The sequence below is a fragment of the Bacillus sp. AM 13(2015) genome, from assembly GCF_001518755.1.
GTDB classification, from domain to species: Bacteria; Bacillota; Bacilli; order Bacillales; family Bacillaceae; genus Bacillus; species Bacillus safensis.
Map to the genome: position 1 here is coordinate 60188 of NZ_LKCP01000022.1, position 15562 is coordinate 75749.

At 41.4% G+C, this 15562-nt stretch carries 12 protein-coding genes; 1 reads left to right on the forward strand and 11 read right to left on the reverse strand.

Annotated features, from left to right (window positions below; genetic code table 11):
- Window positions 1–24 precede the first annotated feature (24 nt).
- The 8 genes from mutM to AOQ70_RS02655 form a co-directional block, all read right to left on the reverse strand.
- The gene (gene mutM / locus AOQ70_RS02620; protein WP_024426140.1) at window positions 25–858 is read right to left on the reverse strand and encodes a DNA-formamidopyrimidine glycosylase; all 834 of its coding nucleotides are present in this window, start codon (window positions 856–858) and stop codon (window positions 25–27) included.
- A 26-nt stretch (window positions 859–884) separates the two neighbouring features.
- On the reverse strand, window positions 885–3524 hold the full coding sequence (polA, locus tag AOQ70_RS02625) for a DNA polymerase I (protein WP_041086577.1): 2640 nt from the start codon (window positions 3522–3524) through the stop codon (window positions 885–887).
- Between the two features lie 254 nt (window positions 3525–3778).
- On the reverse strand, window positions 3779–5521 hold the full coding sequence (pnpS, locus tag AOQ70_RS02630; protein WP_059374772.1) for a two-component system histidine kinase PnpS: 1743 nt from the start codon (window positions 5519–5521) through the stop codon (window positions 3779–3781).
- Complete coding sequence (locus AOQ70_RS02635; RefSeq protein WP_039180559.1) at window positions 5514–6242, reverse strand: response regulator transcription factor; 729 nt, start codon at window positions 6240–6242, stop codon at window positions 5514–5516. The genes pnpS and AOQ70_RS02635 overlap by 8 nt, the downstream gene beginning before the upstream one ends.
- 185 nt (window positions 6243–6427) lie before the next feature.
- Window positions 6428–7366, reverse strand: a complete 939-nt coding sequence (mdh, locus tag AOQ70_RS02640) for a malate dehydrogenase (protein ID WP_008356047.1) — start codon at window positions 7364–7366, stop codon at window positions 6428–6430.
- 34 nt (window positions 7367–7400) lie between these two features.
- The gene (gene icd / locus AOQ70_RS02645; RefSeq protein ID WP_024424789.1) at window positions 7401–8672 is read right to left on the reverse strand and encodes an NADP-dependent isocitrate dehydrogenase; all 1272 of its coding nucleotides are present in this window, start codon (window positions 8670–8672) and stop codon (window positions 7401–7403) included.
- A gap of 153 nt (window positions 8673–8825) precedes the next feature.
- Window positions 8826–9944 (reverse strand): citrate synthase, encoded by a 1119-nt coding sequence (citZ, locus tag AOQ70_RS02650; RefSeq protein ID WP_024424790.1) that lies wholly within the window; start codon window positions 9942–9944, stop codon window positions 8826–8828.
- 375 nt (window positions 9945–10319) lie between these two features.
- The gene (locus AOQ70_RS02655; protein WP_007501699.1) at window positions 10320–10784 is read right to left on the reverse strand and encodes a DUF441 domain-containing protein; all 465 of its coding nucleotides are present in this window, start codon (window positions 10782–10784) and stop codon (window positions 10320–10322) included.
- Between the two features lie 100 nt (window positions 10785–10884).
- On the opposite strand from AOQ70_RS02655, the gene ytvI reads away from it, so the two are divergent.
- The gene (gene ytvI, locus AOQ70_RS02660; RefSeq protein WP_059374774.1) at window positions 10885–12003 is read left to right on the forward strand and encodes a sporulation integral membrane protein YtvI; all 1119 of its coding nucleotides are present in this window, start codon (window positions 10885–10887) and stop codon (window positions 12001–12003) included.
- 24 nt (window positions 12004–12027) lie between these two features.
- On the opposite strand, the gene AOQ70_RS02665 is transcribed toward ytvI, so the two are convergent.
- The 3 genes from AOQ70_RS02665 to pfkA form a co-directional block, all read right to left on the reverse strand.
- The gene (locus AOQ70_RS02665) at window positions 12028–12417 is read right to left on the reverse strand and encodes an FxsA family protein (RefSeq protein WP_039180564.1); all 390 of its coding nucleotides are present in this window, start codon (window positions 12415–12417) and stop codon (window positions 12028–12030) included.
- A gap of 100 nt (window positions 12418–12517) precedes the next feature.
- Entirely contained in the window at window positions 12518–14278 is a 1761-nt protein-coding gene (pyk, locus tag AOQ70_RS02670) for a pyruvate kinase (protein WP_039180567.1), read from the reverse strand.
- Window positions 14279–14305: 27 nt separating this feature from the next.
- Entirely contained in the window at window positions 14306–15265 is a 960-nt protein-coding gene (gene pfkA, locus AOQ70_RS02675; RefSeq protein ID WP_024424794.1) for a 6-phosphofructokinase, read from the reverse strand.
- Window positions 15266–15562: the final 297 nt, after the last annotated feature.

Here is a 15562-nt window from a genome sequence, read left to right on the forward strand (position 1 = left end):
AGGAAGCATGCTGATGGCTGATTTTTATTGAGGACGTTTTTGGCAGGTTACACAAAAATGTGTGCCGCGCCCTCCGACTACTGTTTTCTCAATGATGCTTCCGCATGTTTGACAAGGCTCTCCCCGCCGGTCATACACAAGAAGCTGCAATTGAAATGTTCCAATATCACCTTGTGAATTGATATATGAGCGAATCGTGCTTCCTCCTGCATCTACCGCTACTTGAAGTGTATCGATAATATGCCTGTGAAGTACTTTACACGATTCAAGGCTGAGCTGATTCGCTTTTGTTTCTGGATGAATGCCTGCTTTAAACAAAACCTCATCTACATAAATATTACCTAGTCCCACGACAATCTTTTGATCAAGCAGCGCTGTTTTGACCACACGGGATGTTTTTTTCAATTGCTCCCATAAATATTCCGGAGTGAATTGATCATCAAAAGGCTCATACCCCAGCTGTGAGAGCGGGAGTTCCTTTTCCTCTTCCCCCGGCTGAAATAAATGCATTGTGCCAAATTTACGCACATCATGATACCGAAGCTCAGTACCATCGGTAAATGTAAAGACGACGTGTACATGTTTATCGTATGGTTCATGCGCTTCATGTACACGGTATTTCCCTTCCATCCTTAAATGGGAGACCATTACGTAGTGGTCTAAATGAAAGAGCAGGAACTTTCCTCTTCTTTCAATGGTTTGTATCGTTTCTCCTACCATCCTTCTTGCGAACTCTTCCGGCTCCCCAGGACGTTTGATGATATTTGGCCATTTGATATCGACCGTTTCAATCGTTTTTCCTTCGACTAACCGCTTGAGTGTGCGCCGGACGGTTTCAACTTCTGGTAATTCCGGCATGCTCCTCGCTCCTTTTTCTCTCTCTATTATTTTGCGTCGTACCAAGATGGGCCTGAAGCAAAATCAACTTTTAGCGGCACATCTAGCTGAAGTGCATTTTCCATGACTTCAGGGACAATTTTTTCGAGTATGGCAATTTCTTCTTTCGGCGCTTCGAAGATCAATTCATCGTGCACCTGTAATAAAAGATTTGCCTGCAAGTTTTCTTCTTTTAACTTACGCGCCATATCAATCATGGCTTTTTTAATAATATCAGCTGCACTTCCTTGGATCGGTGTGTTCATGGCTGTTCTTTCCGCAAAGCTTTTGATATTAAAATTACGGCTGGTGATATCCGGGATATACCGTCTGCGTTTGAGAAGTGTCGTGACATATCCTTTTTGTTTCGCTTCCTGCACAATCTCTTCCATATAGGTTTTCACGCCTTTAAAGCTTGTTAAATAGCGTTCGATAAAGGCAGCTGCTTCTTTTCTTGTGATCCCAAGATTTTGAGATAATCCATAGTCACTGATTCCATATACAATTCCGAAGTTGACAGCCTTGGCTTGTCTTCTCATAGAGGAAGTCACTTCTTCTTCTGAGACATGGAACACGTCCATCGCTGTTTTCGTGTGAATATCCATATCTTGCGTAAACGCTTCGATCAAATTCTCATCCTGAGAAATATGAGCGAGTACACGCAGCTCAATTTGTGAATAGTCAGCAGCAAACATAAGCCAGCCTTCTTTTGATGGAACGAATGCTTGACGAATCTTCCGTCCTTCCTCTAAACGAATCGGGATGTTTTGCAGGTTTGGATCTGTTGAGCTTAGTCTTCCTGTTTGCGTGAGCGCTTGATTAAATCGTGTATGCACTTTATGTGTATCCTTGCGCGTTACCTTCATTAAGCCTTCCACATAGGTCGATTGGAGCTTTCCAATTTGGCGGTAATGCAGAATAGACCGAATGATTTCGTGCTTATCTTCAAGCTTTTCAAGAACATCCGCAGATGTCGAGTAGCCTGTTTTTGTCTTTTTAATAATCGGCAGACCTAATTTTTCAAAAAGAATCACACCAAGCTGTTTAGGAGAATTGATGTTAAACGTTTCTCCTGCTAAGCGGTGAATGGTTTCTTCATATTCTTTCAGCTTTTTCGCTAACTCTTCACCCATCTTCTCTAGGCGCTCAATATCTACCTTTACGCCAAGTGATTCCATTTCACCTAAGATGAGGGCAAGCGGCAGCTCTAAGTCTTCATACAGTTCATGTTGATCATTTTTTTCTAGTGCTTCAAGTGTTAAGTCATGCAGAGCAGAGATCGCCGCTGCTTTTCGTCCAAGATGTTCCTTCAGTTCATCTTCAGGTGGGATCGCCTGCTTTGCTCCTTTTCCGTACACTTTTTCATCAGAAAATGCGATGTTCAGGCCGTATTCCTTCGCCACACTTGCGACGTCCTCATAGGATTTCTGAGGATTGACGACATAGGAAGCGAGCAGGACATCGTTATCGACACCTTTTAGATCGACATCGTGCCATCTGAGGGCGACAACTGCTCTTTTTGAATCGAAGACCCATTTCTTCTTCGTTTCATCCTGTACCCATTGTTTAAATGCATCTGATTGAAGTGCATCTTCTTTCGTGATAAAAAATGCACCGTTTTCATTATGGATCGCAAAACCGATCAAATCCGCTTCATGATAATTATCTCCAAGCTGTTCTACCACAAGGGCGGCGTGATCTGTCAGCATTTCATCCGTTACATCGGTCATTTTTTTCACTTCTAATGCTTCAACTTCGACCTGTTCACCTGTTTCTGGTGCTTCTCCTAGACGCTCTAGCAGCGTTTGAAAGCCTAGTTCTTTATAAAGAGAGATCACTTGATCCATATGAGGACCTTCATATGCGAGATCCTTGCTTGATACATCAATTGGCGCTTCGACAAGAATCGTTGCGAGTTGTTTACTCATCACCGCTTGCTCTTTATATTCTTCAAGCTTTTCTTTGAGTTTTTTACCACTGACTTCGTCAATATGTTCAAGCAGGTTTTCTACCGTTTCAAACTGCTTTAACAATTTTATCGCTGTTTTTTCCCCTACACCGGGCACCCCTGGGATATTATCTGAGGAATCTCCCATCAAGCCTTTCATATCGATGATTTGATCTGGGCGCAGACCATATTTTTCTTCAATATGAGCCGGTGTGTAATATTCTACTTCTGTAATGCCTTTTTTCGTAATTGCCACCGTCGTATGGTCTGTTGAGAGCTGCGTTAAGTCCTTATCTCCTGAGAAAATTTTCACTTCAAAGCCGTCTTTTTCTGCCTCCACAGCCAATGTCCCGATAATATCGTCAGCCTCGTATTGAGGAAGCTCGTACCTTTTCACCTGATAGGCATCTAATAGTTCACGGATAAACGGCATTTGTTCTGATAGCTCTGGCGGTGTTTTTTGTCTTCCGCCTTTATATTCTTTAAATGTCTCGTGGCGGAACGTTGTTTTCCCCGCATCAAATGCCACAAGCATATGGGTTGGCTTCTCGTCCTCGAGCATCTTCATTAAAATCATTGCAAAGCCATAAATGGCATTTGTATGGACGCCTTTATCATTTGATAGTAGCGGCAAAGCAAAAAAGGCTCGATAAGCGAGACTGTTTCCATCCACTAGTACTAATTTCTTTTTGTCTGTCATGTTTTAATCCTCCATCGGCTGAGCCATTTCAGCCGTCTCTTTCACACATTGTATCATCATTTTATCAAAGTTTATTTTGAAAAGAAAATAGTCGAACCTGCATAAAAAAGGGACGAAAACAACAAGTGTTTTCGTCCTTACAAAATTGGCTCCTTGGATGAAGGGGTTCCTATTCATCCTACCAATGATTGTTTAACTAAACATGAATCCATTGTAAAGATCATGTAAATTTTAACGTGACTTTCCTTTTTTTCCTATTTTGATTTCAGGCTCACTGTAAAAGTCGTTCCTTTCCCTTGTTTGCTATGGACTGAAATCGTCCCTTCATGCGCCTCCACAAGGTGTTTGACAATCGCAAGACCAAGTCCTGTTCCGCCTGAATTTCTACTTCTATCTTTATCAATTCGATAAAATCTCTCAAATATTCTTGGAATCTCTCTTTTCTTCATGCCGATTCCTGTATCTGCTACATCAAATTCATAGGCGCCTTTCCGCGGTCTTGCCGAAATGGTGACACTCCCTCCCTCTGGTGTATAGGTAAGGGCATTGTTCACGAGATTGAGGAAGATTTGCTTTAATCTCAACGGATCTGCCATCACATAGACAGGCTCTTTCGGGATACGCACTTGTAATTGAATACCTTTTTCCGCAGCCTTTTGTTTTAAAAGGACTTCAATCTCTTGAATGATTTCTGACGCATTGGCGTCTTGAATATTTAGTTTGAAATGTTGCTGCTCGATTTTGGAAAGATCGAGTAAATCTTGAATGAGAGTTTCGAGTCTGACACTCTCTTTTAGAATGATGGAAAGGAATTGTGTCAGCGCTTCTTTGTCATCAATCGCTCCATCAAGAAGGGTTTCGGAGAATCCTTTAATCGACGTAATCGGTGTCTTTAATTCGTGAGACACATTGGCGACAAAATCTTTTCGCATTTGCTCGAGCTGCTTTGTTTCTGTCACGTCATGAAACACAAGGACAATTCCTTTCCATTCATCGTCTGTACTTAAAATTGGGACACCATCCACTTGGAAGTAGCGCCGTTCAATGTCAACGGCTAGGCGCAAAAACTTCCGCACCTTCGTTTCTGTCATAAAAATTTCGTCAATCAGCTCAATAATTTCGTCATGTGTAAATGCTTCATGATACAGCTTGTGCATGTAAATGTGCTTTTGCACCTTAAACTGCTTGCGGAAGGTTCGATTGACTAGGTTGATATACCCCATCTTATCAATCAAAATAATTCCTGCACCGATGTTTTCAATGACTGTTTGCAGACGGTCCCGCTGCATTTCACCAGTGCTTGTCATTTCTTGAAGGCTTTCTGCCAGACGCTTCATTGATGTATTAAGCTCACTAGTTTCAATGATGAGCTCTTCATAATGATTGGTATCATAGTTCCCGCGTTCCAGCTGTTTGGCTACCTTTGTGGCATAATCTATCGGTTTTACATATTTCATTGACATGCGGTATCCAAAGAAAACGATGATAATAATCGCCGAGCCAAGACAAACGGCTAATGCGAGCCAAAGCTGGCCGTCAATTTCATTTAAAGGCTGGAATGACGCATGGAGAAATAAATAGCCTGCCGGTTCGTTTTGTTTCACGATAGGGACTGCGTAATGAAACAGCGCATCCTTTTCATCCTCAATGACGACGCCTTTTGTTTGAAGCCGTTCATTGTTCAGTGTGTTTTGAATGATGCCCCTTTGCTCCGCTTGACCCGTTGTATGTATGATATTCCCCTTCAGATCCACAATTGACGCATTCATGTCGAGATGCTGCTTTGCCTGATTGAGGATCTCCTTGTTTTGCTTCGCCTGCAGATCATCACCATCCATGGAAGAAAGAAGAAAGCTCGATTCATTTTCCATTCGTTCCGTTAATTTTGTTTCATAAAAAACATGGAACATGTGATCCAAGAAAAGGCCAAGTGCAACAAACACAATAAAAAGGAGAAAAATAAGTCCCGAAAACAGGCGGGTTCTTATTTTACTCATTTGGCTTTGGCTCCTCCAATTTGTAGCCTAAGCCGCGAATGGTTTTAATGTATGTTGGTTTTTTCGTATTCTTTTCAATTTTGTCCCGCAAGTGGCTGATGTGTACATCCACAATACGAGTGTCTCCTGCAAAGTCATAATTCCAAACGGCACTTAGCAGCAGATCACGTGTGAGGACACGTCCTTTATGCTTGGCCAAATAAAGCAGCAGTTCAAATTCCTTCGGCGTAAGCTCTAGACGTTCTTCTTGGAAGTAGACTTCGTAGTGTTCTGGTAAAATGCGCAGTTCACCAATTTTGATTTGGTCTGCAATGACCTCTTCCTTGTCCTCTTGCGTGGGGGCAGGCTGAGATTGCTGCGCTCTTCTTAAGATGGCTTTTACCCGAGCACCCACTTCTCTAGGACTGAATGGCTTTGTCATGTAATCATCGGCTCCAAGTTCAAGGCCGAGCACCTTATCAAATTCATCGTCCTTTGCTGTCAGCATTAAAATAGGGAACATCATTTTTTGAATTCTCAGTTGTTTGCACACTTCAATGCCGTCCATCTTCGGAAGCATTAAATCTAATACGATGAGATCAGGCTGTTCACTTGCTGCTTTTTCAAGCGCTTCTTCCCCATCTCTTGCTGTGACGACATCATAGCCCGCCCTTTCAAGGTTATAGCTTAGAAGTGTTACAATCGATTCTTCATCATCCACAACTAATATTTTTTTATTCATGTTGTGCCTCCAATTAGTGATTTCCCCTGCATCCGTTTTTTTGTATCTTATGTGAAAAGCGAGAAGTCATGCTTTCTCTTTCATTTTAACGAAAGCTTAACAAGAGGACAATTTAAAATTTCGACAAGATTTGTTTTGTAAACAAAAAGAAGGCCCCTCATAAGAGAAGCCTTCTTTTTTTCATATTAAGACAATACTTTCATGACGTTCTTAACAGATTCAACAGAACGGTCAAGCTGACTTCTTTCTTCTTCTGTCAGCTCAAGCTCAATGATCTGCTCAAGGCCGTTTCCACCTACGATTGTTGGTACACCAAGGTAAATGCCTTCGTAGCCATATTCACCTTCAAGGTAAGCAATCGTTGGGATTACGCGGCGCTGATCTTTTAGAATCGCCTCAACCATTTCTACAAGTGAAGCAGCAGGTGCATAATAGGCACTACCGTTACCTAATAGGTTCACGATTTCGCCGCCGCCTTTTCTTGTTCTTTCAACAATCGCATCAATTCGATCTTTTGGAATCAATGTTTCAAGCGGGATACCGCCTGCATAAGAGTAACGAACAAGCGGAACCATGTCATCGCCATGTCCACCAAGGACAAAGCCCGTCACATCTTTGACAGATAGGTTTAATTCTTGAGCAACAAACGTACGGAAACGTGCTGTATCAAGAATACCCGATTGTCCAATGACTTTTTCTTTTGGTAATCCTGATTCTTTATAAACTGCATATGTCATTGCATCAACAGGGTTTGTTAACACAACAATAATGGCTTCTGGAGAATATTTAACGATTTCGCGTGTCACGCTGCGCATGATTTTTTCATTTGTTGACACGAGATCGTCACGGCTCATTCCCGGCTTTCTTGCAATTCCTGCCGTAATGACCACGACATCAGAACCGGCTGTATCTTCGTAGTTAGAAGTGCCTGTAATGTTCGCATCGAAACCTTGAACAGGGCTTGCTTCCAGCATATCAAGAGCTTTCCCTTTTGTTGGGTTCTCAAGCTGCGGGATATCAACTAAGACGACATCCGCTAATTCTTTTTGAGCTGTTAAAAATGCTGTAGTTGCTCCAGTAAAACCTGCTCCGATGACAGATACTTTTTTACGCTTGTTTGCCATTTCCTTTTTCCCCTTTAACTTTAAAGTTTAAGAATCAAGACAAGTTTTTGATGAGCTCGTCAGCAAACTCAGAACATTTCACTTCTGTTGCGCCATCCATTAATCTAGCAAAATCGTAAGTGACGACTTTAGATGCAATTGTTTTTTCAACAGATTGAATCACTAGATCAGCTGCTTCCTGCCAGCCAAGGTGCTCAAGTAAAAGCACGCCTGATAGAAGAACAGAAGATGGATTCACTTTATCAAGACCAGCATATTTTGGTGCTGTTCCGTGAGTCGCTTCAAAAATAGCGTGTCCTGTTTCGTAGTTGATGTTCGCTCCTGGCGCGATACCAATTCCACCAACTTGTGCTGCAAGTGCATCAGAGATGTAATCTCCATTTAAGTTCATTGTAGCCACAACATCGAACTCAGCTGGACGAGTTAGGATTTGTTGAAGGAAAATATCTGCAATGCTGTCTTTGACAATGATTTTGCCAGCAGCTTCTGCTTCACTTTGCGCTTTGTTTGCCGCATCTTTTCCATCTTGTTCTACAATACGATCATATTGTGCCCATGTAAAGACTTTGTCGCCAAACTCTTTTTCAGCCACTTCGTAGCCCCAGTTTTTGAAAGCACCTTCTGTAAATTTCATGATGTTTCCTTTGTGAACAAGCGTCACAGATTTACGGCCTTGGTCAATTGCATATTGGATAGCCGCTCTGACAAGACGGGATGTTCCCTCTTCAGAAACTGGCTTGATTCCGATACCTGACGTTTCTGGGAAACGGATTTTGTTCACACCTAATTCGTTTTTCAAGAAGTCAATTAACTTCTTCACTTCGTCTGAACCTTTTGCATACTCAATACCAGCATAGATATCTTCTGTGTTCTCACGGAAGATCACCATATCTGTGTCTTCTGGACGTTTGACAGGAGAAGGTACGCCTTTGAACCAGCGAACTGGACGTAAGCATGTGAATAAATCAAGCTCTTGTCTAAGTGCCACGTTTAATGAACGGATTCCTCCGCCAATTGGTGTTGTTAGTGGTCCTTTAATCGCAATTAAGTATTCACGAATGTCTTCAAGCGTTTGCTCAGGAAGCCACTCTCCAGTTTTATTGTAAGCTTTCTCACCTGCATATACTTCTTTCCAAGTGATTTGCTTTTCACCTTTATATGCTTTTTCTACAGCTGCTTCAAGTACTCTTGATGCTGCTTTCCAAATGTCAGGACCGATTCCGTCCCCTTCGATAAACGGGATGATTGGATTATTTGGTACATTCAATACGCCGCCAGTAACTGTAATTTTTTCGCCTTGTGACAATGATATTACCTCCCAGGTTATGTAGTGAATATTTGAAACTTCTTGGCTTGATGTCTGCAAGCAAAAAAGTTTTTCACGTGATTCGTTTTTTGTTGATGTTGATATGGAGGCTGATTAGCCTTTTGAAATCAGCCCCCGCTTATTCTATAAACATTAGTCTCTTTCACTGATCGGAACAAAGGTTTGAAGATCAGGTCCAATGTAATCAGCTCTTGGACGGATGAGTCGGTTGTTGTCATATTGCTCTAGAATATGAGCAATCCATCCAGAGAATCGGCTGATCACGAAAATTGGTGTAAATAAGTCATGATCAATGCCAAGACTGTGATATACAGATGCAGAATAAAAATCAACATTTGGTGGAAGATTTTTCTCTGATGTCACGATTTCCTCTGCGCGAACAGACATTTCATACCATTTCGGCTCGCCAGTGAGGTTTGTTAAACGCTGGCTCATTTCTTTTAGGTGCTTTGCACGCGGGTCACCTTGACGGTATACGCGGTGGCCAAAGCCCATAATTTTTTCTTTCTTCTCTAGCTTACCATGAATATAGGAATCTACGTTTTCAACTTCGCCAATTTCTGAAAGCATCTTCATCACGCCTTCATTAGCGCCGCCATGAAGCGGTCCTTTCAGCGCACCGATAGCCGCTGTCACACCAGAGTAGATATCTGATAGTGTAGCAACACATACACGTGCTGTAAATGTCGATGCGTTTAATTCATGATCCGCATGTAGAATAAGCGCCTTATCAATGGCTTCAATTTCTACTGGTGATGGCTCTTCGCCATTTAGCATATACAAGAAGTTTGCAGCATAGCTGTATTCTTCTTTTGGCTGTACAGGCTCAAGTCCTTTGCGAATGCGAGAAAACGCAGCGACTAGTCCAGAAATTTTCGCCTGTAAGCGAATTGCCTTTCTGTAATTCGCTTCTTTGTCCATAATCTCTGATTCGTCATCTAGTAAACCTAGTAAGGATACTGCTGTACGAATCGCAGACATTGGATGAACCCCATCGAGCGAATAAGATTTAAAATGCTCAATGATTTCTTGCGGAATCTGAGCATTTTCATTGAGCTGTTGTTTTAATTCACTCAGCTCCTGCTCATTCGGCAGCTTTAAGTGCCATAACAGGTAGACAATTTCTTCGAATGTAGCTTTTTCAGTTAAATCATCGATATTGTACCCTACATAAGTAAGAGTATCATCAATAATTGAGCTTACGGATGAAGTTGTTGCCACGATACCTTCAAGACCTCTTGTTGCTGTCATGTTCAATCTCCCCTTTTTAAAAAGATTCCCCTTCGTTGCAGATTCTCACTTTTTGAAAGCGCTATCCAATCCGAATAAGATGGCAGTTTCTGAAAAGAAAATGCTTACATTTACCTATACGGTTAGAGCGCTTTTAGCCTCATATCTCTTGTGTGATCAATGAGTTCAAAATTAAGCCTATTCCCATTATAAACAATAATCAGACATTTGTTAAATGTTTAACTATAATTTTTTTTGATATTTTTTTTTCCAGTCTCCCATATCAGGCATGGAATAAAGGGAATTTGCTTCTTTTAATATATTTAATTATGTTTTTTTGCAAAAGCTCACGCAAGAAAAAATTTAAAAAAGAAAGTGGCAGGAACCACTCTCTTTTCACCCGCTGAAAAATTTCACAGCCTGCATCGCCAAATAAGCAATTCCTGCCCCGATGAGCGGTCCAACAGCCACCCCTTTAAATAAGCTGACTGCCAAAATGGTACCGAACACAAGCGCTGCCGTAATATGCGGATCATTTTCGAGTAGCACAATCCCGTTTTTTGCAATTAATGCTACTAATATACCCGCTCCAAGAGCTATCCAAGCATAGGAAGATTTCATCGCTTCTCCAAGCTGCTTAAATCCAATATCACCTGTTGCAATCGGGACCAGCACAGCAATGGTAATAACGGTAACTCCCCAATTAATACCTTTAGATTGAAGAACCGGGAAAATTTTTTGATCCAGGCCAATCAGCTTAATCGCGATCAGTACAGAGACCGCTAAAATTAACGAATTGTTTTTTGCAATAAGTGCAATAACGAGTAAAAGTACCAAAAATAAATTTGCTTGAGTAAACATACGCCGCTCCTTTCTTTCTTTTTATTGCGACCTTTTCATATTACTAATCTTTTTGAATAAAATGAAGTATCGGACATGCTTGTTTTTTGGAGGGGATTGTGTGAATCACGCCTATGTGGCCATTTTTCTGCGAAGTTTGATGATAATCAGCATTGCTGTTTTTGCTGTTGTCTTTTTATATCAGTCTTTTCCGTTTTTATATCCTTTTTGGATCGCCCTTATCGTGTCTTGTTTAATTCATCCTGCCGTATGCAAAATCGAAGAGATCACCGGGATGCCGAGAGGACTTGTTGTGGTCATTGTGCTCTTGCTCTTTTTAGTCGCAGCCGCCGGCTTCATGACGCTTTTAGTGGCTGAAATCATTTCAGGGAGTGCTTATTTGGCAAAGGTGCTGCCTGGCCATCTTGATCAATTGATTGGTATTGTAGAGCAATTTTTCACAGATAAAATTCTGCCTTTATATCATGATGTCACAGCCCAATTTAATACGCTTCAAGCGGGCCAAAAGGAATCGATTTTGGGACAAATTCAAGCACTCGGTGATGAAGCTGCCGCAAAAATCGGGACTTTTCTTTCAAAAACACTAGAGCTTATTCCCAGTTTTTTAGGTCTTTTGCCTGATGCAGCAGCAACATTGTTATTTTCTGCTCTGGCAACTTTTTTTATCACGAAAGATTGGTTTACATTAAAAACATATGGTTCACGTATCTTTCCCGCAAAATGGATGCAGCATACACGCGCCATTTTATCTGAAATTAAAAAAGCCATTACCGGTTTTATGAAGGCTCAGCTTCTGCTTGTGGCCATGACGATTGGTATTGTATTGATTGGACTCATCGTTTTAAAAGTCGAGCATGCCCTTGTGATTGCTTTATGTATTGGATTTGTCGATTTACTTCCATATATCGGGAGCGGCACTGTTTTCCTACCGTGGATCATTTATTCTGCTATGACAGGAAATCTTTCACTCGCCATTGGACTGGGCATTTTGTATATTGTTGTCCTCATTCAAAGACAAATATCAGAGCCAAAAGTCTTAAGCAAATCCATCGGACTTAATCCTCTAGCAACGCTTGTGGCGCTATTTGTCGGGTTAAAATGGTTTGGTTTTCTTGGACTTGTGATTGGCCCTGCTTCCCTTGTCGTGTGGCAGGCGTTCCGTAATGCAGGAGTTTTCAGAGATATTTTTGAGTACATTCGGTATGGCATGCAAAAATAAAAGAGACCTAGGCTGAAGGTCTCTTTAGCGAATGATTGTATAGCGGTTGCGATTAGACAAGTTTCTAAGCCAGCGTTCAAAGAGCGGCTTAATTCCCTTTCTCGTTACCGGAATGAGCAGCAAAGCCCCAATGAGATCTGATAAGAAGCCTGGAATGAGCAGCAACAGACCGCCAATCAGAATACAAAAACCATCGACAATCGCTCCCCCTGGCATCTTGCCATATTGTAAATCTCTCTGTACTTTTTGGAAGGCTTCTATTCCTTGTTTTCTTGCGAAATAAGCACCTAATGCACTTGTCAGCACGATGAGCAGCATCGTTGGCAAAATGCCAATGATTTTACTTGAGATTAAAAATAAACTAATTTCCACCGCAGGGAACAGAATTAATAATAGTAGAAAATATTTCTTCAACCATATCACCTCATGGGGTATCTTTCATCGAAAGCTGTTTACTTTTTTTAGTGTAACATAAAAAAAAGAGAGGAGTCAGACAACTCCCCTCTTGGATGATTTAAAGGACGCTTGCACGGCCTTTGTAGATCGCTCCGCGTGCTGGATCTACTGTAATCTCTTCGCCTTCTTTTAATAGTGTTGTTGCACCGTCAAGACCAACAATTACTGGAATGCCAAGGCTTAATCCAACAACAGCTGCATGGCTTGTTAAACCGCCTTCTTCTGTGATAAGGGCAGATGCTTTTTCTAAAGCTCCCATCATATCACGATCTGTGCAGTTTGCGACTAGGATCGCACCGTCGTACATTTTTTCTTCTGCTTCTTTTCCGCTTTGTGCAATGACAACCGGTCCAAATGCAGATTTACGGCCAATACCTTGACCTTTCGCAATGATGTCACCGACAACATATACTTTCATTAAGTTCGTCGTACCTGTTTCACCAACTGGCACACCTGCTGTAATGACGATTAAATCGCCGTGTCTTACATAGCCTGTTTCAATAGACTTTTCTACTGCATTCTCAAGCATTTCATCAGTAGACGTCGTTTTTGATCCGCTCTTTGCAAATACACCGAATACGAGTGAAAGCTTTCTTGCCACTGATTCGTTTGCTGTAACTGCTACGATTGGTGCTTTTGGTCTATATTTTGAAATCATTCTTGCTGTATGTCCGCTTTCCGTAGGCGTCACAATGGCTGCCACATCAAGCTTCATTGCTGTATGTGCAACAGATTGACCAATCGCATCTGTAATGCTGACTTCTACTTCTTCGCTTCTGCGAGAAAGAATTGCTTTATAGTTTAGCGCTTCTTCTGAACGTGATGCAATGTTATGCATCGTTTGTACAGCTTCTACTGGATATGTTCCTGCTGCTGTTTCACCAGAAAGCATAATCGCATCTGTACCGTCAAAAATAGCATTTGCCACGTCACTTGCTTCCGCGCGGGTTGGACGAGGGTTACGCTGCATGCTGTCCAGCATTTGAGTCGCTGTGATGACAGGTTTGCCTAAACGATTGCATTTTTTGATCAGCATTTTTTGAACAAGCGGTACTTCTTCTGCCGGGATCTCTACACCAAGATCTCCACGCGCAACCATTAAACCGTCAGATACCTCAAGGATTTCGTCGATGTTATCAACACCCTCTTGGTTTTCAATCTTAGGAATGATTTGAATATCAGTCGCATTGTTCTTTTCAAGAAGCTCACGAATTTCAAGAACATCAGAAGCTCGTCTAACAAAAGAAGCTGCGATGAAATCGACGCCTTGTTCAATTCCAAACAGAATATCATTAGCATCCTTTTCTGTAATACCTGGCAGGTTCACACTGACGCCAGGTATGTTGACGCCTTTTTTGTTTTTGAGCGTGCCTGTATTCATGACTTTAGTGACGATTTCTTTGCGGTCCTTGTTAATTTCTTTTACTTCTAAACCAATCAGACCATCATCTAATAGAATCGTTGAACCTACTTCTACATCATGAATTAAATCTTCGTATGTCACACTAATTTTTTCCGTATTTCCAACAATGTCTTCCATACTCACGATAAGATCAGCACCAGCGACTAGCTCAATTGAGCCGTTTTCAACTGTACGTGTACGGATCTCTGGACCTTTTGTATCTAGAAGGATCGCAATGTCCTTGCCTAATGTTTTACCTGCTTTACGTATGTTTTCAATGCGTGCACCATGCTCTTCAAAATCTCCGTGGGAGAAGTTTAGTCTGGCTACATTCATTCCTGCTTCAATCAATTCAGTCAGCTTTTCAATGCTTTCACTTGCTGGACCGATTGTACAAACGATTTTTGTCTTTCTCATTACTGTTCCTCCTAAGGTCTTCTCGTTTTATATAGAGAGCTCTTGTGAAAGTCGGTACATATTTTTATCGACTGTATGTTTTTTATCTAAGATTTCTAAAATATCATGATGGACAAGTTCATTGCTTTGAATGCCTACACAGCGTCCGCCTTGTCCTTCAAGGAGAAGCTCGACTGCGTATGCTCCTAAACGGCTTGCCAGTACACGGTCAAATGCACTCGGAGAACCTCCGCGCTGAATATGTCCTAAGACAGATACACGTGTTTCAAGGCTTGTCTCCTCTTCAATCCGCTTACCAAATTCAACACCGCTGCCTACGCCTTCTGCAACGATAATAATACTATGCTTCTTGCCGCGCTCGTGACCTCTTCTTAACCTAGCAATAATTTCGTCCATGTCATAGTCTGCTTCAGGAATCAAAATAGATTCGGCTCCGCCCGCAAGACCGGACCAAAGGGCAATATCACCAGCATGTCTTCCCATTACTTCCACTACGTATGTACGTTCATGAGATGTGGCTGTATCACGAATTTTATCAATGGCATCAATGACAGTATTCAGTGCTGTATCAAAGCCAATAGTGAAATCAGTACCTGGAATATCGTTGTCAATCGTGCCAGGGACACCTACACATGGAAAACCGAGCTCTGTTAATTTCTTCGCTCCCATAAATGACCCGTCTCCACCGATGACTACAAGTCCTTCAATACCGAATTTTTTTAAGTTTTCAATTCCCTTTTCACGACCTTCAACTGTCTTGAATTCAGGACATCTTGCCGTGTAAAGTTTTGTTCCTCCACGATGAATGATATCGCCTACTGAACCTATTTCGAGTTTCTCAATTTTACCGTTAATTAGACCTGAGTATCCATTATAAATACCGTAAACTTCAACATTATGGTAAATTGCTTTCCTTACAACTGCGCGCACAGCTGCATTCATTCCTGGGGAATCCCCACCGCTTGTTAAAACTCCTATACGCTTCATCTTTTTCACCTCAGAGACCATATATGAATTAAACATACCATTTCCACTGCTTGAAAACAATCATGAGCAAATTTGGATGTTTTCAATACGAATTTCTAAAACCGTACTTATTATACAATTAAATAAACCGTTTTTAAACAAAAGTTAAGAACGTCTTGAAAGCAAATTTCTCTGAAATCTGTAGAGACAAGTGCTATAAACCTTGTCATATCAGGGTTTTCAGACGTTTCAAATTTTATGAAAACAAAAGAAAATTATTTTCAAATAGCGCTTACATGAGGTCGGTTTTCATGAAAA